Raw genomic sequence first — 17183 nt, 5'->3', positions numbered from 1 at the left:
ATGACTGCATTGATGGTTCGAGAACGCGAAATTCTGGAGAAATATCTTCCGGGTCTTCTGGACTATTTGGACGAAACGCCCTTGGCCGATCTCGAAGGTCGTAGCGGTGATGCCATTGCGAAATTCCGAGAAGCCGGGGGTACCGCGCTCATCGTTCCGAAGAATCTCGGGGGATTGGGCGCGACGGCACTCGACGCGGTCCGCGCGCAGCGGGCCATCGGGTCGCGGTCGCCGTCGCTCGGTGCGGCGACGACCATGCATCATCTGTCCATTGCGTCGCTGAACGAATTCGCGCAGGAGGCGTCCGACGACGACCGTGCGTTGATCGCGGCGCTCGTCGAGCAGCGAGCCGTCATCGCATCGGGTTTCTCCGAGGGAAATCCGGGCGGCAGCGTGTTCATCCCCACGATGAAGGCGACGAAGCGGGGGGATACGTACATCATCAACGGCAGCAAGAAGCCCTGTAGCTTGTCGGGTTCGATGGATCTGTTGACCGCGAGTGTCGAGGTCGAAGGCGTCGGCGACAAGGACGGCGAGCGTGCGGTCGCGTTGATTCCGTCCAATCTGGACGGGGTGACCGTGAACCGGTTCTGGGACACCGACATCCTCGCCGGCGCGCAGAGCGACGAGGTGAAGCTCGACGACGTCGAGGTGCCGGCAAGTTTCGTGCTGCTCAACATCGACGACGATCCCGACGGCATTCACGAGATGACGGGCTACCTGTGGTTCGGCATGCTGATCACGGCCAACTACCTCGGCGCCGCGTCGATGCTGTTGGAGAAACTCCTCGCGGCGGACAAGGGCGACTTCGAGGGCTACACCAGGGCGGCGGCCGATATCGAGAACGGCATGGCTGCAATCGAATCCGTGGCGTGGGAATTCGATTCCGGGGCGCGGGGGCAGGATTTGTCCGCCCGACTTCTGTTCTGCCGCATCGCGATTCGTGACGCTCTGGTGCGTGCGAGCTCTGCTGCGATGGAGTCGCTCGGCGGCATCGGATTCATCAAGTCGCCCGAGATCGGCTACCTCGCGGCTGCCATTCAGGCGTACGCGTTTCATCCGCCGTCACGCCGTACCATCTCCGAGACGCTGACCAAGTATCACGGCGGTGACGAATTCGCGTTCGTGTGAGGGGATCTAGTGGTGGTCTTCCTCGTCGGCGAGCTTCTCCTCGCCTCGGTTGCGGAAGAACTTGAACCCGGGGATGCCGATGACTGCGCGTCGAACATCTTTCGTGACGGCGAGCAGTTCGTGAATTTCCGGAGACACTGTGTCGAGCGTGGCCAGAATGGGAATGACCGCTTCCATGTGTTTCACGAGCCCGGGGAGTTGGTCGACCATCTCGATGGCCGCGTCGACCTCGTCCTCGGACAGATGGTCGACGAATTTCTTGGCGAACGGGGCGGACTGTTGAGCAATCGGATCGAACAATTCCACCAATTCGAGTGCGGTGGTGGAGGTCGCCCCGGCCGTCAGCACCACGTCGTTCGCTGCTCGGGTGGTCGACGCAGCCCCGTCGACGACGCTGTCCACGCGATCGATGACACCTCCCGTTCGGTCGATCAGGCGCTGCGCGGCGTCGACGACGGCGTCGATACGGGCGACGAGCACGGCGGCTTCGTCGAGCAGCGCACTGATGCGTCCCGGCAGTTCGACCGCGAACGTCACCGACTCGCGGGCCCATCGGGCGCTCGCTTTCACCACGCCGATCCCGAAGCCGACCGCCGACTTTCCGTCGACGGGGTCGGGGAGTCGGACGCCTGCCAGCACCAGTGCCATGCACACGACAATGCCACAGCCGACAACGCCGCAGCCGACGACGCGACGGCCTGCAACGCCACGGCCTCCGCACGCAACGACGCTAGCCTCGAGTCATGAACATTCTCGTCACCGGAGCGAGTGGCTACATCGGTTCCCGGTTGATCGCGTCGTTGTTGGCGGCCGGTGACTCGGTGTGCGCGGCGTCCCGTACCCCGGAAACGCTCGACGCGTTCGACTGGCGCGACCGGGTGGACACCGTCGAACTCGATGCAGGCGACCCCTTGTCGCTGAAATCCGCGTTTCGAGAAGCCGGACCCGTCGACGTCGCCTACTACCTCGTCCACGGCATCGGTGAGGCCGACTACCGTACCCAGGACACGAGCGCGGCTCGTCACTTCGGAGAGGCCGCATCCGCAGCGGGTGTTCGGCGCATCGTGTATCTGGGCGGATTCGTTCCCGACGACGAAGAGCTGTCGGAACACCTCGCCGGTCGCGCCGACGTGGGGCGAGCGCTCGCCGTCGACGATGTCGAGGTGGTCTGGCTGAAAGCCGCGATCGTCATCGGCGCAGGGTCGACGTCGTACGAGATGTTGCGGTACCTCGCCGACCGACTTCCGATCCTGCCGTTGCCGGACTGGCTGGACCACCCCGTGCAACCGATCGCGGTCGACGACGTGTTGTTCTACCTGCTCGCCTCTCGATCCACCGTGCCGGCCGGCGCGTACGACATCGGCGGCCCCGACACGGTGCCGTACCGCGATCTGTTGTTCGCCTACGTCGATGCCGCCGGACTGACGCGCATCGGGGTGCCGACGCCCGGCGTGCCGACCAGCCTCGCAGGGCGCGTCATCGGAAAGATCATTCCGGTTCCCGACGGGTTGGCCGAAGATCTCGTCGAGTCGCTGCACAACACGATGACGACGTCCGAGAACAGAATCCGCGACATCGCAGGCGAGCCCGACGGTGGACTGACCACGATCGAGGACGCGATGCGCCGCAGCGTTCGCGGCAGTGTCGGCACGCCGCCTGGGGTGGCGGCGCTCAAGGATCCGTTACGCCTCGCGAACACCGATGCGGCGTGGAGCGGAGGTGACGCCCTCGGCATTCGCCGGTACGGCGTCGCGGCGTCGTCACGGCGGACATGGAGCCTGCTCGAGGCCCTCGGCGCGCGTACGCTGCTCTACTCGTGGCCGGTCGCGGCGGTCGTGCGCACTCACCTCGATGTCGCGCAGGACGTTTCCGAACGGGCACGATCGGCAATGCGACGCATGATGACAGCGCGACGCACGACGAAGGACCGAGCGAGTCACGATCGAACAGGGGAGGTCTGATGCCGGGCTGGCAGTCCAGCGTCGTCGACGTGATGCGATCCGCACTCGTCGACAAGGTCGACAGAAACCACGACGAAACCGACAAGGCCTTCCTGCGGCGACGCATCGTGGTGGTCGTGACTCTCGTGGTCGGTGCGACGCTTCTGGGTGTTTCACTGTCGGTCAGGCCGGGAGACAGCGCGTTCTACCCGTTGACGCTCGGTCTCGCGGCTGCATGGATCGTGGGAGGGTTCGCGTCCGGACCGCTCCATCTCGGACGGATTCGCTTCAACGAATCGATGAGACGTCCGATCATCACGCCGATCGTCATCGGATTGCTGGCAGGCGCGGTGTTCGTCGTCGGCGCGCTGATCGTGCGGGAGATTCCGCCGTTGGCCGACTTCACCGAGAACGTCCTGGCCCACGCCAGATTCGGTTCGCTGGCGCTGATCGTGTTCATCACGCTGCTCAACGGCGTCGCCGAGGAAATCTTCTTCCGCGGCGCGCTGTACGCCGCCATCGGCAGGAACAAGGCCGTCGTCATCACGACGCTCGTCTACACCGTCGTCACGCTCGCCAGCGGCAATCCGATGTTGGCGTTCGCGGCCATCACACTCGGGTTCGTTCTCGCGCTGCAGCGGCGTGCATCCGGTGGCATCCTGGCGCCGATCATCACGCATGTCACCTGGTCGACCGTGATGGTGTTCGTGCTACCCCCGCTCTTCGCCTGACCCCGTCCGTTCGCCTGACAACCCTTTCAGCAGCGCCGTCTTCATCTGCGGCCTGCTCGCGGCGACGAGCGTGAACGTCGCCTCCCGCATCAGTCGTTCGGCGGTCCCGTGGCCGACCAACGCGCTGCTGCCGGTAGCCGCGACGAGCGCGGCCGCGGTGCGCACCGCCAGTTCCGACGCGTCTGCCCGCGCGCAGAACATGTCGTACCGGCCCGCGAGCGCGTCGTCGAAGTTCGCGCGAGCGCCGGCATGCAGCCGCCGGTACGCGTCGACGTCGACGCCCAACTCCTCCATCTGCTGGATGCAGCGTCGTGCGATGCCCATCGCCATGCATCCGTTGATCCACGAACCGTAGAGCTGACCTGCCTGGAACTGCGAGTCCGTGACGACCGACACGACAGACGCGTCGTCGACGTGGAAGTTCTCGAAGCGCAGACGCACGGTGTTGCTCGCGTCGGCGGCGATCAACGTCAGCGGCTCGACGGTCAGGCTACCGGTGTCGGTGCCGTCGACTGCCTGTGCGGAAACGATGGCATGGACGATCGAATCGTCGAACTCGTCGCGCGCCGACAACTGGACCACGTCGACGATGCCCCATCCGGATACGAAAGGTGCCGATCCGTCGAGGACGTATCCGGAAGCCTCACGGCGCGCGTACAACTTGGGCGGCCTCGGAATGGCACCGGCGAATGCGACGCCTGCTGTCATGGAGCCGTCGACGAGCTCGTCGAAGTACTTGTTTCTGAGCCCCTCGTTCGGGCTGTTCGCGAGGGACATCACGACTCCGCCGTGCTGCATCCACGTGAACGCGGTGGAAAGGCAGGCGCCGCACAGTGTTTCGAAGATGTCCGGCAGTTCGGACATGTCGGGGCCGTCGTCGCGCGCGGCCAAGCCGTAGAAGCCCGCAGCGGCAAGAGCGTCGAAGTGGCTGCGCGGAATTTCTCCCGCTGCGTCGACCGCGTCGGCGGCGGGAAAGAGCACCGTGTCGGCGAGGTCTCGGGCTCGCTCCGGCCAGGACGTCACCGACGCATCGTAAACCGAACTGCGCGTTCTGAGCTAGATTTGCGCAGGTGAGCGAAAATCTCGATCGGGTCGACCGATTGATCGTCGACGAACTCGTCGCCGACGGCCGTGCCACCCTCGCGACGTTGGCGGAGAAAGCGAGTCTGTCGGTGTCCGCGGTGCAGTCGCGGGTGCGTCGTCTCGAATCGCGCGGCGTCATTCGCGGCTACACGGCCCTGGTCGACGACGAGGCGTTGGGACGACCGTTGTCCGCGTTCGTGGCCATCACGCCGATCGATCCTGCCCAGCCCGACGACGCTCCCGCGCGGTTGAAGCACATCCCGGCGATCTACTCGTGCCACTCCGTGGCGGGCGAGGAGAGCTACGTGTTGTTGGTGCGCGTCGACTCGCCGCGGAGTCTCGAACACCTGCTGCAGGAGATCAGAGCGACGGCCAACGTGCAGACCCGCAGCACGATCATTCTGCAGACGTTCTACGCCCGATGAACCGCATCGGTGTCCGAAAGATCGCGTCGGCCGGATTGTCGTACGGCGTCGTGGCGCTGGTCATGTGGCTGCTCTATCGCTCGGTCGGCAAGACAGGCGCGGTTTCCGAGGCCGTGGGCGGGATCACCGTGACCGAGGTGGTCGTCGTGTGTGCGCTCGGGCTGCTGTACCTGGCGTCGATGCTGCGGCCGATGGCGTACACACTCCCCGGATTGACGACGGCGCAAGCCGGCGTCGCTCGCACCGCGTCGCTTGCTCTGGCCAACACCGTGCCCGAAGGTGGCACTGTCGCAACGGGTTTGACATTCGCCATGTATCGGTCGTGGGGCTTTCGCGCGGTCGACAGCACGACGTCGATCATCACCGTCGGCATCTGGACGAACCTCACCCGCTACGTGTTGATGTCGATCGCGCTCGTGATCCTCGTGGTGTTCGGTACCGGGTCCGGTTCCCTTGTATGGGTCGCCGTGGCGTCGTGCGTCATCGTGGCAGCCGTGTGCCTGTTGATCGCGGCGATCATCGTCGACGACGGATTCGCGCGTCGAGTAGGTCGACTGCTGACGCGGATGCGCAACGCCGTGGCCAGACACCTGTCGCGGGTACATCCGAGAGACATGGAACAGGCCGTGTCGGATTTCCGTGCGCACGTCAACAATCGGGTGCGCACCTGCTGGCGGTCGCTGACTGCGACGATGCTGCTGTCCCAACTGCTCGGTGCACTCGTGCTCGGGGTGGCGGTACGGATGTGCGGCATCGGCCAGGACGTGGTCGGGTGGGATCGAATCGTCGTCGCGTTCGGTGCGATGTGGCTCGCGGCGTTCGTCGCGCCGACGCCGGGCGGACTCGGAATCGCCGAAGCCGCACTGGTCGCGGTGCTCGGCGCAGGACTGGTCGCGAGCGATCAGGCGCAACTCGTGGCCGCGGTCCTACTGTTCCGATGTGCGACGTGGTTGCTGCCCATTCCGATCGGACTGATCTCGTACCTGTACTGGAGGCTGACGAAGAACTGGAAAGTTCCCGCGGCTCAGTCGTCCGTCGACATCTCGCCGAGCGACCTCCAGACACGATCGGACGACAACGGTAGCTCGTAGAGTCTGGAGCCGACGGCGTCCTTGATCGCGTTCGCGAGGGCAGGGGCCACCGGGTTGTACGGCGATTCGCTCATCGATTTGGCGCCGAACGGACCAAGAGTGTCGTACGTGTCGGCGAAATAGACCTCGGTGCGCGGAATGTCGGCGAACTGCGGAACATGGTAGCTGCGAATCGAATCGGTGACGACCGTTCCGGCGCCGTCGGTCTTCATTTCCTCGTACATCGCGGTTCCGATGCCCTGAGCCACACCGCCCTCGACCTGTCCGCGGCATTGCTGCGGATTCATGACGGTGCCTGCGTCGGCGCTCTGAACGGACTGCAGGATGCGGACGGTGCCGGTCCCTTCGTCGACGGCGACACGGACTGCGTGCACGTTGAAGGCGAGTGATCGGGGGACGCCGCCGCTGTCACCGTCGGCGACGAGGGTTCCGCCCGACGCGGCGAGAATGTCGTCGAGCGAGACGAATCGGTCACCGCACTGCACGCCCTGCGGCCCGAGCGTGCACGTCTCGCGAGGGCAACCGGACACAGACGCACCGATGTCCACGACGCGGTCGGCCATACGCGTCGCCGCCGCGTGCAGTGCCTTGCCTGCGACGACGGTTCCCGCGGATCCGAAGGCTCCGGTGTCGTACGTCGTCGCGTCCGTGTCGGATTGGCGGACGACGATGCGGTCCGGTGACGTTCCGAGTGCGGTGGCGGCAATCTGGGTGTGCACGGTCGTCGTGCCGTTGCCGAATTCGGCTGTGCCGATGCGCACCTCGTAGCGTCCGTCCGGCTGCAACGCGACGGACGCCTCGGAATGGTGGCCTCGGGGCGGGATCGTCGCGATCATCGCGACGGCCATGCCCTCCCCGACCTTCCACCCCTCCGGCGGTTCCACTCCGTTGCCTCGCCGGAGAGCCTGTTCGGCCAGGTCGAGGCACTGGTCGAGACCGTAACTGCCGTAGACCAGGTCGTCGCCCTCGACGTGGGCTGCGACGAGCGGGTCACCGGGTACGACGACGTTGCGGCGACGGAACTCGAACGGGTCGATGTCGAGGTCGCGGGCGAGATCGTCCAACGCCGATTCGACCGCGAAGATGACCTGCCCGAGCCCGTAGCCGCGGAACGCACCCGACGGAATGTTGTTGGTGTACACGCTCTTCGCGTCGACGCGCTTGTTCGCGCACCGATACACGGCGATCGATTCGCCGCAGCCGTGGAACATCACGCCTGGACTGTGGTTGCCGTACGCGCCCGCGTCCGTGACGACGTCGATCGCCAGTGCCGTCAGGGTGCCGTCCGCGGACGCCGCAGCCGTGACGTCGACCTGGAACGGGTGGCGGCACGGCGACACCGTGAACTCGTCTCGGCGTGTGAATTCGAACTGCACGGGCGAACCGGTGCGCAGAACGGCCAGTGCCACGATGTCTTCGGTCAGAAGTTCTTGCTTGCCGCCGAAGCCCCCGCCGACGCGGGCGGTGAACACACGGACCTCGTCGCGATCGAGGCCGAAGATCTCGCAGACCTCGTCGCGGACGAGGAACGGGACCTGAGTGCTGGTACGGAGATTCAGGCGACCGTCGTCGGCGCGCCAGCCGATGGTGCCGTGTGTCTCGAGGTGTACGTGTTGAATCCGGCCCGTTCGCCATCGCCCGGTCACGACGGTATCGGCTGCTGCGACAGCTTCCTCGACATCGCCTGTGCCGCCGTGCACTTCGGCAACGAGGTTGCGCGACGCGTCCGCGATCCTCGCGTCGTGTTTCTTGTCGCCGTGGATCTTCGGTGCCCCGGGTGCCGACGCGGCCTCGGTGTCGAACACCGCGGGCAGTATCTCGTAGTCGACGACGAGGGCACGGCATCCGGCCTCGGCAGCAGCGAGAGTTTCGGCGACCACCACGGCGACACGCTGACCTTTGAACCGCATCACCGTGTCGATGACGCGAGTGTCGTCGGGGTCGTCGTTTCGTTGATCGTGACGGGCCGTCGAGAACAGTCGATCGGGGCTGTCCGCCGCTGTCAGAACCAACCGGACACCCGCGATCGCCTCGGCTGCGGAAGTATCGATCGCCACCACTCGAGCGTGGGGATGGGGACTTCCGAGCACGCTGGCATGCAGAAGGCCAGGGGGAGCGAAGTCCATCGTGTACGGCTCGGTGCCGGTGACGATGCGTGTTCCGGCCGGAGCAGCAAGCGAACGACCGCACGACGGACCACCCTGAGGTTTCTCGGTGTTGACGACGCCGTGGACTGCGTCGTCGATCGACCGATATCCGGTGCAGCGGCACAGGTTTCCCTTCAGACGCTGCGGTAGTTCGGCGATGGCGTCGTCGTCGAGTGTCGATGCCGTGAGAACCATTCCCGCAGTGCAGAATCCGCATTGGAAACCGCCCGCGTCGACGAACCGTCGCTGCATCGGGTGAAGGTCGTCCGGTGTGCCGAGACCGGCCACCGTCACGACGCGTCGGCCTGCGGCGCGATAGGCCGGGTAGATGCAGGAGTGGACGGGGTGGCCGTCGACGAGCACCGAACACGCACCGCAATCGCCTGCGTCGCAGCCTTTCTTGACCTCGAAGTGTGCGTTCTCGCGCAGCAGTGTGCGCAGGCACTGTCCCGGGCGCGGTGTGTGGTCGGCGTCGACGCCGTTCAGGGTGAATTTCACGACAGCTCCCCGAGGATGTCCAGTGCCGAACGAATGCTGATGTGCCGACGCCAATCCGGTGCGCCGTGCGGGTCGTCGTACCAGGAGTCGTCCGGAATCGACTGTCGCAGTGCCGCTTCGAGCTCGGATGGGGACGGCGTCGTCGGGAAGCGAACCACATGGGGGCGTACCGTAGCGGCCGTCACCGACAGAACGAACTGGCCGTCGCGGTCTACTCGCCCGATCACGACCGCCGCCGAACGGCCGAGCGGCGACAGCGCCGTCTTCCTGAATGCCGTTGTCGCTTCGAGCGCGTGACGGGGGACATGGATGCTGCGTACGACGTCGCCGACGTTCAGTGCGTTCTCGTGCGGTCCCGTGACGAGATCGACCACGGGGATTCGGTAATCGGAACCGTCCGACGACCACACCGTCGCTACGGCGTCCAACGAGACCGCCATGGAGATCATCGAGCCCGCGGGCAGCGACATGCAGATGTTGCCGCCGACCGTCGCGACCCTCCAGATCTTGAACGACGCGAGCAGGGCGGTCGCGCACTGCGAGAACAGGGCGGTTGCGGGCCAGTCGCGGTCGAAACGTGCCTCCGCGAGCTCACCGATGGTGCAGGTTGCGGCGATCTCGAGGCCGTCGCTCGCATGTTCGTCGTACCCGGCGTCGAGAGCAGGCCAGCCGAGTGCCGTGATGTCCACCAACCGCGTCAGGTGATCCTGCTTCTCGGACATCAACCACGTGCCACCTGCGATGACGGCCGTGTCGGGCGCGCCGGGAGGCAGGCCGGAACGATCGGTGGGGATCACGACGTCCTCGATGGTTCCCAAGTCCATGACGCACCTGCTCTCGGCGCTGCGGTTTGCCGGTGTGGTTCACCTGCACGACTGTCTGTGCCGAACAGTAGTCAGCTCGTGTTACGAACGAAGGGTTCTTCGTCGATCGAGTGGAAACTCGCACGAAACATCAGGAGCGGAGCCTGCGGAGCGACCCAGGTGGCGGGAGCGGAGCCTGCGGAGCGACCCAGGTGGCGGGAGCGGAGCCTGCGGAGCGACCCATCTGGACCGGCTCACCGTGCCACCTAGACTCGCCGCATGGCTTTCACCGGATTCCCGTTCGCGGCGCTCGACTTCTACGAGGATCTCGAAGCGGACAACAGCAAGCCGTGGTGGAACGCGCACAAGGATGTCTACGAGGAATCGGTCAAGGTGCCGATGGTCGAATTGTTGGCCGAGTTGAAAGGCGAGTTCGGCAGCGGCAAGGTATTTCGGCCGTACCGTGACGTCCGGTTCTCCAAGGACAAGACGCCGTACAAGACGCATCAGGGAGGCTTCGTCGCCCGCGGTCCGAGCCTGGGTTTCTACGTGCAGATCGATCCTGCAGGACTGTTCGTCGCGGGTGGTTTCTACGGTGCGACGACCGACGGCATCGCACTGTTCCGCGACGCCGTCGACAACGAGGTACGCGGCACCGAACTCGAAGGGCTGGTGTCGACGCTGACCGAGGCCGGATTCGACATCGGCGGGGACAGGCTGAAGACCAAGCCGCGAGGCTACGAACTCGACCACCCGCGCATCGACCTGCTGCGCCACAAGTCGCTGACGGCGAGCACGCACTTCGGTTCACCGCCGTGGCTCGAAACGGCTGCGGCGGCCGACCACGTGCGCACGGCGTGGCGGACGCTCGTCCCGCTCGTCGAATGGGCGGAGCAGGTGATGCGATAGCGCGGAGGCATCGCCCGCGAGAACCGTCAGCCCACGACCGAGTAGGTCCGCCAGGCGCTACCGGCGTCGGGTGCGTCCTCTCGCTCGACGGTGGCCTGGATGAGTCCGTAGGGGCGGTCGTCGGCGTTGAACACCTCGTTGTCGTTCGTGACCCCGAACCGGCCGATGTCGTACAGGAAGTGATGTTTGTTGGGCGCCGACATCCGGATCTCGGCGATGAACGGATACTTCTGCAGTACTGCCTCACCCATTGCGAACAGGGTCTGCTGCAGCGCCAACGACTGCAGGTTGGCGAAGCGTTCGATCATCGCGGCCTTGACACCCGCATACACGCCGTCCCAGTCGACGTCGATGTGGGTGTAACGCCACTGCGCGATCAACGACGTGGCCATGACGCGGTCGTGCGTCGGCTCGAGCACGGTCAACTCGTCCTCGAGGAAACCGGCGAACTCCGAACCGGTCGACTTGAGGATGACCAGGTCTTTGAAACCGCTGATCACCCACGTCTTCTGGCTGTCACCCTTTCCCTCGACCGTCACCGCCGACGTGCGCGTCTCCTCGCCCTTACGAGTCCACGTGTGGTCGTGTTCGACGCCGTCGATCACGACACGCTGCCACGCGTACTCCTCCAGTTCGATGCGAGCGCCGTCGACGGGTTCGACGTCGTCGACGTAATGCCGCGCCAGGTCGAGGCCGTAACTTTCGAGATGGAGAAGACCTTTCGTCTTCGCGTACGTATACGCCGTCTGCTTCTGCGTGTCGGTGGGGAGGACGGTCGATTGATCGCCCACCAGGTGTGCCGGTGCGAAATCTCCGCGCAGAGCGCTCGAGACGTTGATGTCGTGGATCTCGTGACGCGGGCTGTCCCGGTAGATGCGTACGACGCGGTTCTCTGCCTTCCCGTACTGGTTGGCGCCGAGGACGATCTTGCCGTCGAGGTCGGTCATCGTGCGAAATCCTCTTTTCAGCTGCCGCGGTAGGTGGAATAGGCGAACGGAGACAACAACAACGGCACGTGATAGTGCGCACCGGAATCGGCGACTGCGAACGAGATCGACACCTCCGGGTAGAAGGTCCGAGTGCCGAGTGTGTCGAAATACGTTCCGGTGTCGAACGACAGGCGGTACGTGCCCTCGTCGACGGGACCCGGAAGTAGTTCGGGCACACGGCCGTCGGTGTCGGTGAGAGCCGACGCGATCTCGACTCCGTTGGTGAACAGCTCGACGCGAACTCCCACGGCGGGTGTGCCGCGCACGGCGTCGAGAACATGGGTGCTGATGCCGGTCATGTGTCTTCTCCCAGCAAGCGATGCAGACGAATCCGGTTGATCTTGGCCAGTTCCACGCGCATCACCCGTCGTTCGGTTTCGGGATCGTTGCCCAGTCGTTCCTCGAGAATAGCGAGCAACTCGGTGGCCGACCTGCCAGTCGCGCAGACGAGATACACGTGCCCGAACTTGTCCTCGTACGCCCGGTTGGCTTTCGCCAGCACGTCGAGAACGTCCGAGCCCGCGGTCTGCACCGCCGCCTGTTCCCGCCGCGACGACGGATTGTCGGCCTGTGCTCCGATGCGCGGGTGGCCGTCGAGCGCCCTGTCGATCTCGGCTTCGGGGAGTTCGGCCAACACACGATCGGCTCTGTCCAACAGCATTTCCCGGCTGGCGAACGGTCGGCCGGACGCGACACGTCGCGCCCAGATCGACGAGGAGCAGCATTCGAACAGCGCATGCATCGCCTGTCGGTCGGTCAGCCTGTTGAAACCCTCCAGGCCTGTGTTCTCGTGTAACACCGCGTGTCTCTTTCGTATCTCGCTACGTACGGTCGGTCAACCGTCCGAACCTGGCTGCGGCGATGGGGTTGGCGTCGGCGACGAGGTCGTCGAAACGATAGTTGGCGATCTTGGCGATTTCGATCATCGCAAACGAACGCTCGGCGGCGGGCGCGTTCTCGATACGAGACCAGCCGTTCGCCAGCACTCGGTCGTACCGTTCCGTTTCGCGGGCGCAGATGACCAAGGGAAATCCGAAGTGCCGGCGATACTCGGTGGCGAGTTCGACGATGTCGTCGTGCTCGTCCTCGTCGAGATTCGACAGGCCCGTGTGATCGGCCGCCTCGGGCATGCCGGTGTCATCTTCGCTCCCGAGGTCCGGGTAGCTGTTGATGAGCTCGAGCTGTTCCTCGGTCGTGCCTGCCAGCAGGGCCTCCTGGAAAGCCTCGCGCAGGCTGTGCGCGTCGGCAAACGGTCGTTGCTGGTATGCACGATCGACCACCCACGGTGTCCCCTGGACGAGGCCTCCGAACGTCGAGGCGAAGTCGTCGTGGGTCATCGTGTTGACACGATCCAGCGTGATGCCGTCGCCCGGACCGCCGGCGACGGTCTGACCACGATTGCCGATGTGGAAGAACACGATGTTCAACACGATCGCGGTGACGGCTCCGAGAACGATGCCGCTTCCGAACAGCATCTCCAGCCAGTCCGGGACGCCGTCGGCGACGCTCGGTTGAATGGTGACCAGCATTGCCAGTCCGAGGCTGGTCGCCACGACGATCAAGTTGCGATGGTCGGTGAAATCGACGGCCGACAGCGTCTGAATGCCGACGACGGCGACGGTCGCGAACAGCGCCAGAGCGGCCCCACCGAGAACCGGTGGTGGAATGGACGCGACGACGGCGGCCGTTTTCGGAAGCAATCCCAGCAGCATCATGATGACGCCGGCCGACGCCACCACCCACCGGCTTCGCACTCCGGTGAGGCGCACCAGTCCGACGTTCTCCGAAAATGCCGTGTACGGAAACGAATTGAACGTGCCGCCGACGACCGTGGCGACGCCGTCTGCCCGAAGCGTCGCGGCGATGTCGTCCTTCTTGATGCGCTTGCCGACGATCTCACCCGTCGCGTAGACGCTGCCGGTGGTCTCGACCGCGATGATCAGCATGACGACGATCATCGAGATGATCGCGACGACACTGAATTTCGGTACGCCGAACAGGAACGGCTGGGTGAAGCCGACCCACGACGCCTCGCCCGTACGGTCGAAGTTCATGTCTCCGAGCACGAATGCGACTGCGCTGCCCGCGACGAGCCCGAGCAGGACGGCGATCGTCGCCATGAAGCCCTTGAAGAATCGTTGGATCAACACGATGACGAGGAGCGTTCCGATGGCGTAGGCCATCCAGCGGCCGTTGGTCGGATCTTGTTCGTGCGTAGCAGGATTCGTCACTGCGTCGTTGACAGCGACGGGCAGCAACGCGACGCCGATGATCGTGATCACCGTTCCAGTCACGACCGGCGGGAAGAATCTGAGGAGTCTACTGAAGTACGGGGCCATGAAGAACGTGACGAGACCTGCGACGATGACGGAGCCGTAGACGTACAGAAGGCCTTCGGTCCCGCCGCCGTTTGCCATGGCGATCGCGATGACGGGTGACACGCCCGCGAAGGTCACGCCCTGCAGCAACGGAAGTCGCACGCCGATTTTCCAGAAGCCCACCGACTGGATGATCGACGCGATCCCACACGTGAACAGATCCGCGTTGATCAGGTGAATCAGTTGTTCGTCGGTCAGTCCGATCGCGCTGCCGATGATGATCGGAACCAGCACTGCGCCCGCATAGAAGGCAACGACGTGCTGAAATCCGTACGCGGCGAGTTTCGGGACGGGGAGAACCTCGTCGACGGGATGAACACGGCGACGCTTCGTGGGAAGAACGGACATGGGTACCTCGCAGGTGGCAGCAGGTAATGGGTCCTGCGACGCTGCAGGCGAGTGGTAACAGGATCGACCATGACGGCCGTTACCGCGACTCGAGCGGGCAGAATGGTGCAGTCGGAAAGGACTGGTGAATGACGTCTGACGCGGTCGGAGTGCTTCTCGCCGCCGGTGCTGGAACTCGGTACGGCTCACCGAAAGTACTCGCGCACGACGGGGCGTGGCTGAACGCGGCCGTTCGTGCGCTGGTCGACGGCGGCTGCGGCCGAGTGCTCGTCGTACTCGGGGCTGCGTCGGTGCCGGTGCCTCTCGGCGCGGAGGCGGTCCACGCCCCGAAATGGCGTGAGGGGCTGAGCGCATCGTTGCGCGCGGGGTTGGGTGCAGCCGGTGACGCTTCCTTCGCGGTCGTCCACGTCGTCGACACGCCGGATGTGGGGAGCGACGTCGTCGGTGCAGTCTTGGACGCTGCTCGCGATGCGCCGTCGCACCTTGCACGAGCAGTATTCGACGGCGTACCCGGTCATCCGGTCGTGTTCGGACGCGAACACTGGGACGACGTCATCTCCACGGCCGTCGGGGATTCCGGTGCGCGTGACTTTCTCCGTGGGCGGACGGATGTCGTCGCTGTCGAATGTTCGCGCTGGGCGACGGGTGTGGATCAGGATTACCGTCAGTGACCGAACTGGCTCGGCCGGGCGGCGCGCTCCTACGCTACTGCCGGTCGTGCGTGCGAATGTATAGCGGGCTATACATTCGCACGCACGGGTAGGGTGATTCGGTGATCCTCGGACCCGCCGACACGCTGACCGGCAGACCGTCGAGAGTAATAGTCGCCGGCACGTCGGGTTCCGGGAAAACGACGTTGGCCTCACGGATCGCTCGAGTCCTCGGTACCGAGCACATCGAGATCGACGGCTTGTTCCACGGTCCCGGCTGGACGCCCCGCCCGTCGTTCGAGGCCGACGTGGACGAGTTCTCGTCGAGACCGTCGTGGGTGACCGAGTGGCAGTACGCTTCGGTTCGAGACAAGCTGGCGGACCGCGCCGATCTGCTCGTCTGGCTCGACTTACCGCGAACTACGGTCATGCGCCAGGTGTCGCAGCGCACGATCGGGCGGCGGCTGCGTCGAGAAGTGTTGTGGAACGGCAACATCGAACCGCCGCTGCGCAGCATCTTCCGGGAGGAAGACCACATCATCCGCTGGGCCTGGAGGACGCACTCGCTCACGGGCGAACGTGTCCTCGCGGTGGCCGAGCGCAGGCCGGAACTTTCGATAGTCCAACTGCAGTCACGCGCCGACGTCGAACAGTGGGTCACCGGAGCGCTGGCCGAAGTGACCTGAGAGGTCAGCAGTTCAACGCCGTCGCCAATTCGGTGATCGACTCGACGCTGTACGACCAATCGGATTCGGGCCGCACATCCGAATTTTGTTGCGGCCCATGTTCGCTCGGTCTGCAGACGAACGCGGTGCGGAAACCGCAGTTGCGAGCGGCGTCGAGGTCGCTGTTGTGTGCAGCGACCATCATGCACTCGTCGGGCCGCAATCCGAGGATGTCGGCGGTACGAAGATAGGCGTCGGGTGTGGGCTTGTATGCGCGCACCGGTTCGGCTCCGAGGATCGCGTCCCACGGAATACCCGCATTCTTCGCCATGTCCAGCAGCAGAGAGATATTGCCGTTGGACAGTGGCGCGACGACGAAATGCTCCTTCAACCGCGTGATGCCGTCGACCGAATCCGGCCAGGGATCGAGGCGATGCCATGCGAGGTTGAGGTCGTCGACAGCGGCGTCGGGTAGCTCGATGTCCTGCTCCGACAACACTGTTCGCAAACTTTCACGGTGCAGTTCATCCAGCCGGACGAACTCGCGTGACCCGGATCTGACCTCTTCCATCGACGGTTGATAGAGGCTGCGCCACCGATCCGCGAACGAATATGGATCCTGCAGCTCGGGCAGCGCCGACGAGACTGCGGCAGCCACACTCGTGCGCCAGTCGACGACCGTGCCGAACACGTCGAACAACAGGGCCTTCGGCGCCGTCACCGTCGATCCCGCTTCCGGTTCGACCGGTCCCCGCCGAAGATCACGGCACCGACCAAAGGAATCAACAGGAAGAACAACCAACTGTTCGACACGGGAACGACGAAGAACAGAATGAGCGCAACGATCGGCGTCGCAGCCATGACCGCTTTGCGCCAGTCCCAGCCGTCGTCGTCGGACGACTCCGCGGCAGGTGTTTGCGACGCGGTCCTCTCCAACGGCTTCGAGACGGAAGGAGTGACCGTCGTGGATGGCAGATCCGCGAATACCGCGTCGAGTTGGCCGCGCGTCGTGGCGGAGGAGACGACGGAACTACGTTCGTCGAACTCCGGCAACGTCAGGCGCCCGTCGCCGAGATGTCTGCTCAACGCTTCGAGTGCTTGCTCGCGCTCGGCCGTACCGATGCGAACGTCCGGGTTGTCTGCCATGAGAGACAGACTAACCCGGACGTTCGTGGTCCCAGAGGGGTTCTTACTTCAGTTCCGCGAGGACGGTGCCTTGGGTGATGGCAGAGCCGGGAGTGACGGCGAGGCCGGTGACGACGCCTGCCTTGTGGGCGTTGACGGGGTTTTCCATTTTCATTGCTTCGAGGACGGCGATGAGGTCGCCTTCGGCGACTTCTTGTCCTTCTTCGACGGCGACCTTGACGACGGTGCCCTGCATGGGTGCGGTGACGG

Annotated in this window: 19 protein-coding genes; 8 read left to right on the top strand and 11 right to left on the bottom strand. The window is 64.8% G+C overall.

What is annotated here, in order from left to right; genetic code table 11:
- Positions 1-1131, top strand: coding sequence for an acyl-CoA dehydrogenase family protein (locus RhoFasB10_RS19280; RefSeq protein WP_068431955.1), 1131 nt, complete (start codon positions 1-3; stop codon positions 1129-1131).
- A 6-nt stretch (positions 1132-1137) separates the two neighbouring features.
- Here the strand turns inward: RhoFasB10_RS19280 and RhoFasB10_RS19275 are convergent, their stop codons facing one another.
- Complete coding sequence (locus tag RhoFasB10_RS19275) at positions 1138-1779, bottom strand: ribulose 1,5-bisphosphate carboxylase large subunit (protein WP_068431952.1); 642 nt, start codon at positions 1777-1779, stop codon at positions 1138-1140.
- A 95-nt stretch (positions 1780-1874) separates the two neighbouring features.
- Here RhoFasB10_RS19275 and RhoFasB10_RS19270 point away from each other — a divergent pair, with 95 nt between their 5' ends.
- Positions 1875-3092, top strand: coding sequence for an NAD(P)H-binding protein (locus RhoFasB10_RS19270; RefSeq protein ID WP_068431949.1), 1218 nt, complete (start codon positions 1875-1877; stop codon positions 3090-3092).
- A complete protein-coding gene (locus tag RhoFasB10_RS19265; protein WP_068431946.1) occupies positions 3092-3802 on the top strand; it encodes a type II CAAX endopeptidase family protein in 711 nt (236 codons plus the stop codon). The genes RhoFasB10_RS19270 and RhoFasB10_RS19265 overlap by 1 nt, the downstream gene beginning before the upstream one ends.
- Here RhoFasB10_RS19265 and RhoFasB10_RS19260 read toward each other — a convergent pair.
- Positions 3782-4825 (bottom strand): acyl-CoA dehydrogenase family protein, encoded by a 1044-nt coding sequence (locus RhoFasB10_RS19260; protein ID WP_068431944.1) that lies wholly within the window; start codon positions 4823-4825, stop codon positions 3782-3784. The genes RhoFasB10_RS19265 and RhoFasB10_RS19260 overlap by 21 nt on opposite strands.
- Before the next feature lie 47 nt (positions 4826-4872).
- Here RhoFasB10_RS19260 and RhoFasB10_RS19255 point away from each other — a divergent pair, with 47 nt between their 5' ends.
- Both RhoFasB10_RS19255 and RhoFasB10_RS19250 read left to right on the top strand, forming a co-directional pair.
- Positions 4873-5310: an Lrp/AsnC family transcriptional regulator gene (locus RhoFasB10_RS19255; protein WP_068431941.1), complete on the top strand. Its 438-nt coding sequence runs from the start codon at positions 4873-4875 to the stop codon at positions 5308-5310.
- Entirely contained in the window at positions 5307-6401 is a 1095-nt protein-coding gene (locus RhoFasB10_RS19250) for a YbhN family protein (RefSeq protein WP_068431938.1), read from the top strand. Before RhoFasB10_RS19255 ends, RhoFasB10_RS19250 begins: the two co-directional genes overlap by 4 nt.
- On the opposite strand, the gene RhoFasB10_RS19245 is transcribed toward RhoFasB10_RS19250, so the two are convergent.
- The gene (locus RhoFasB10_RS19245) at positions 6335-9046 is read right to left on the bottom strand and encodes a molybdopterin cofactor-binding domain-containing protein (protein WP_068431935.1); all 2712 of its coding nucleotides are present in this window, start codon (positions 9044-9046) and stop codon (positions 6335-6337) included. The two genes, RhoFasB10_RS19250 and RhoFasB10_RS19245, sit on opposite strands and share 67 nt — an antisense overlap.
- Complete coding sequence (locus tag RhoFasB10_RS19240) at positions 9043-9870, bottom strand: FAD binding domain-containing protein (protein WP_068431932.1); 828 nt, start codon at positions 9868-9870, stop codon at positions 9043-9045. Before RhoFasB10_RS19240 ends, RhoFasB10_RS19245 begins: the two co-directional genes overlap by 4 nt.
- 258 nt (positions 9871-10128) lie before the next feature.
- Here RhoFasB10_RS19240 and RhoFasB10_RS19235 point away from each other — a divergent pair, with 258 nt between their 5' ends.
- Entirely contained in the window at positions 10129-10758 is a 630-nt protein-coding gene (locus RhoFasB10_RS19235; protein ID WP_068431930.1) for a DUF2461 domain-containing protein, read from the top strand.
- A gap of 26 nt (positions 10759-10784) precedes the next feature.
- Here the strand turns inward: RhoFasB10_RS19235 and pucL are convergent, their stop codons facing one another.
- From pucL to uraD (RhoFasB10_RS19215), 4 genes are read right to left on the bottom strand one after another with little or no spacing between them, the layout of a single operon-like run.
- On the bottom strand, positions 10785-11705 hold the full coding sequence (gene pucL / locus RhoFasB10_RS19230) for a factor-independent urate hydroxylase (RefSeq protein WP_068431927.1): 921 nt from the start codon (positions 11703-11705) through the stop codon (positions 10785-10787).
- Positions 11706-11722: 17 nt separating this feature from the next.
- On the bottom strand, positions 11723-12046 hold the full coding sequence (gene uraH, locus RhoFasB10_RS19225; RefSeq protein ID WP_068431924.1) for a hydroxyisourate hydrolase: 324 nt from the start codon (positions 12044-12046) through the stop codon (positions 11723-11725).
- Positions 12043-12546: a 2-oxo-4-hydroxy-4-carboxy-5-ureidoimidazoline decarboxylase gene (gene uraD, locus RhoFasB10_RS19220; RefSeq protein WP_084424102.1), complete on the bottom strand. Its 504-nt coding sequence runs from the start codon at positions 12544-12546 to the stop codon at positions 12043-12045. The genes uraH and uraD (RhoFasB10_RS19220) overlap by 4 nt, the downstream gene beginning before the upstream one ends.
- A gap of 22 nt (positions 12547-12568) precedes the next feature.
- Positions 12569-14473 (bottom strand): 2-oxo-4-hydroxy-4-carboxy-5-ureidoimidazoline decarboxylase, encoded by a 1905-nt coding sequence (gene uraD, locus RhoFasB10_RS19215; RefSeq protein WP_068431921.1) that lies wholly within the window; start codon positions 14471-14473, stop codon positions 12569-12571.
- 128 nt (positions 14474-14601) lie between these two features.
- Here uraD (RhoFasB10_RS19215) and RhoFasB10_RS19210 point away from each other — a divergent pair, with 128 nt between their 5' ends.
- Together RhoFasB10_RS19210 and RhoFasB10_RS19205 are read left to right on the top strand one after the other, a co-directional pair.
- The gene (locus tag RhoFasB10_RS19210) at positions 14602-15144 is read left to right on the top strand and encodes a nucleotidyltransferase family protein (protein WP_068431918.1); all 543 of its coding nucleotides are present in this window, start codon (positions 14602-14604) and stop codon (positions 15142-15144) included.
- Between the two features lie 101 nt (positions 15145-15245).
- On the top strand, positions 15246-15809 hold the full coding sequence (locus tag RhoFasB10_RS19205) for an AAA family ATPase (RefSeq protein WP_167678073.1): 564 nt from the start codon (positions 15246-15248) through the stop codon (positions 15807-15809).
- A gap of 4 nt (positions 15810-15813) precedes the next feature.
- On the opposite strand, the gene RhoFasB10_RS19200 is transcribed toward RhoFasB10_RS19205, so the two are convergent.
- The 3 genes from RhoFasB10_RS19200 to RhoFasB10_RS19190 all read right to left on the bottom strand — a co-directional run.
- Positions 15814-16509, bottom strand: coding sequence for a haloacid dehalogenase type II (locus RhoFasB10_RS19200; RefSeq protein ID WP_068431912.1), 696 nt, complete (start codon positions 16507-16509; stop codon positions 15814-15816).
- Positions 16506-16934, bottom strand: a complete 429-nt coding sequence (locus RhoFasB10_RS19195) for a DUF1707 domain-containing protein (RefSeq protein WP_068431909.1) — start codon at positions 16932-16934, stop codon at positions 16506-16508. The genes RhoFasB10_RS19200 and RhoFasB10_RS19195 overlap by 4 nt, the downstream gene beginning before the upstream one ends.
- A gap of 43 nt (positions 16935-16977) precedes the next feature.
- Positions 16978-17183: DUF2118 domain-containing protein (locus RhoFasB10_RS19190; RefSeq protein WP_167678071.1), on the bottom strand; the 206-nt coding region annotated here is incomplete at its 5' end.

Origin of the sequence: Rhodococcus sp. B10 (genome assembly GCF_011770055.1) — a bacterium.
GTDB lineage: Bacteria > Actinomycetota > Actinomycetes > Mycobacteriales > Mycobacteriaceae > Rhodococcoides > Rhodococcoides kyotonensis_B.
Note: the sequence above shows the minus strand (reverse complement) of the source record. Positions and strands in the feature narration are given on the sequence as shown.

Excerpts from the sequence above, each read along its gene's own strand:
- RhoFasB10_RS19280 (WP_068431955.1), top strand. The coding sequence starts at position 1 with ATGACTGCATTGATGGTTCGAGAACGCGAAATTCTGGAGAAATATCTT.
- RhoFasB10_RS19275 (WP_068431952.1), bottom strand. The coding sequence starts at position 1,779 with ATGGCACTGGTGCTGGCAGGCGTCCGACTCCCCGACCCCGTCGACGGA.
- RhoFasB10_RS19270 (WP_068431949.1), top strand. The coding sequence starts at position 1,875 with ATGAACATTCTCGTCACCGGAGCGAGTGGCTACATCGGTTCCCGGTTG.
- RhoFasB10_RS19265 (WP_068431946.1), top strand. The coding sequence starts at position 3,092 with ATGCCGGGCTGGCAGTCCAGCGTCGTCGACGTGATGCGATCCGCACTC.
- RhoFasB10_RS19250 (WP_068431938.1), top strand. The coding sequence starts at position 5,307 with ATGAACCGCATCGGTGTCCGAAAGATCGCGTCGGCCGGATTGTCGTAC.
- RhoFasB10_RS19240 (WP_068431932.1), bottom strand. The coding sequence starts at position 9,870 with ATGGACTTGGGAACCATCGAGGACGTCGTGATCCCCACCGATCGTTCC.
- RhoFasB10_RS19235 (WP_068431930.1), top strand. The coding sequence starts at position 10,129 with ATGGCTTTCACCGGATTCCCGTTCGCGGCGCTCGACTTCTACGAGGAT.
- pucL (WP_068431927.1), bottom strand. The coding sequence starts at position 11,705 with ATGACCGACCTCGACGGCAAGATCGTCCTCGGCGCCAACCAGTACGGG.
- uraH (WP_068431924.1), bottom strand. The coding sequence starts at position 12,046 with ATGACCGGCATCAGCACCCATGTTCTCGACGCCGTGCGCGGCACACCC.
- uraD (WP_068431921.1), bottom strand. The coding sequence starts at position 14,473 with ATGTCCGTTCTTCCCACGAAGCGTCGCCGTGTTCATCCCGTCGACGAG.
- RhoFasB10_RS19210 (WP_068431918.1), top strand. The coding sequence starts at position 14,602 with ATGACGTCTGACGCGGTCGGAGTGCTTCTCGCCGCCGGTGCTGGAACT.
- RhoFasB10_RS19195 (WP_068431909.1), bottom strand. The coding sequence starts at position 16,934 with ATGGCAGACAACCCGGACGTTCGCATCGGTACGGCCGAGCGCGAGCAA.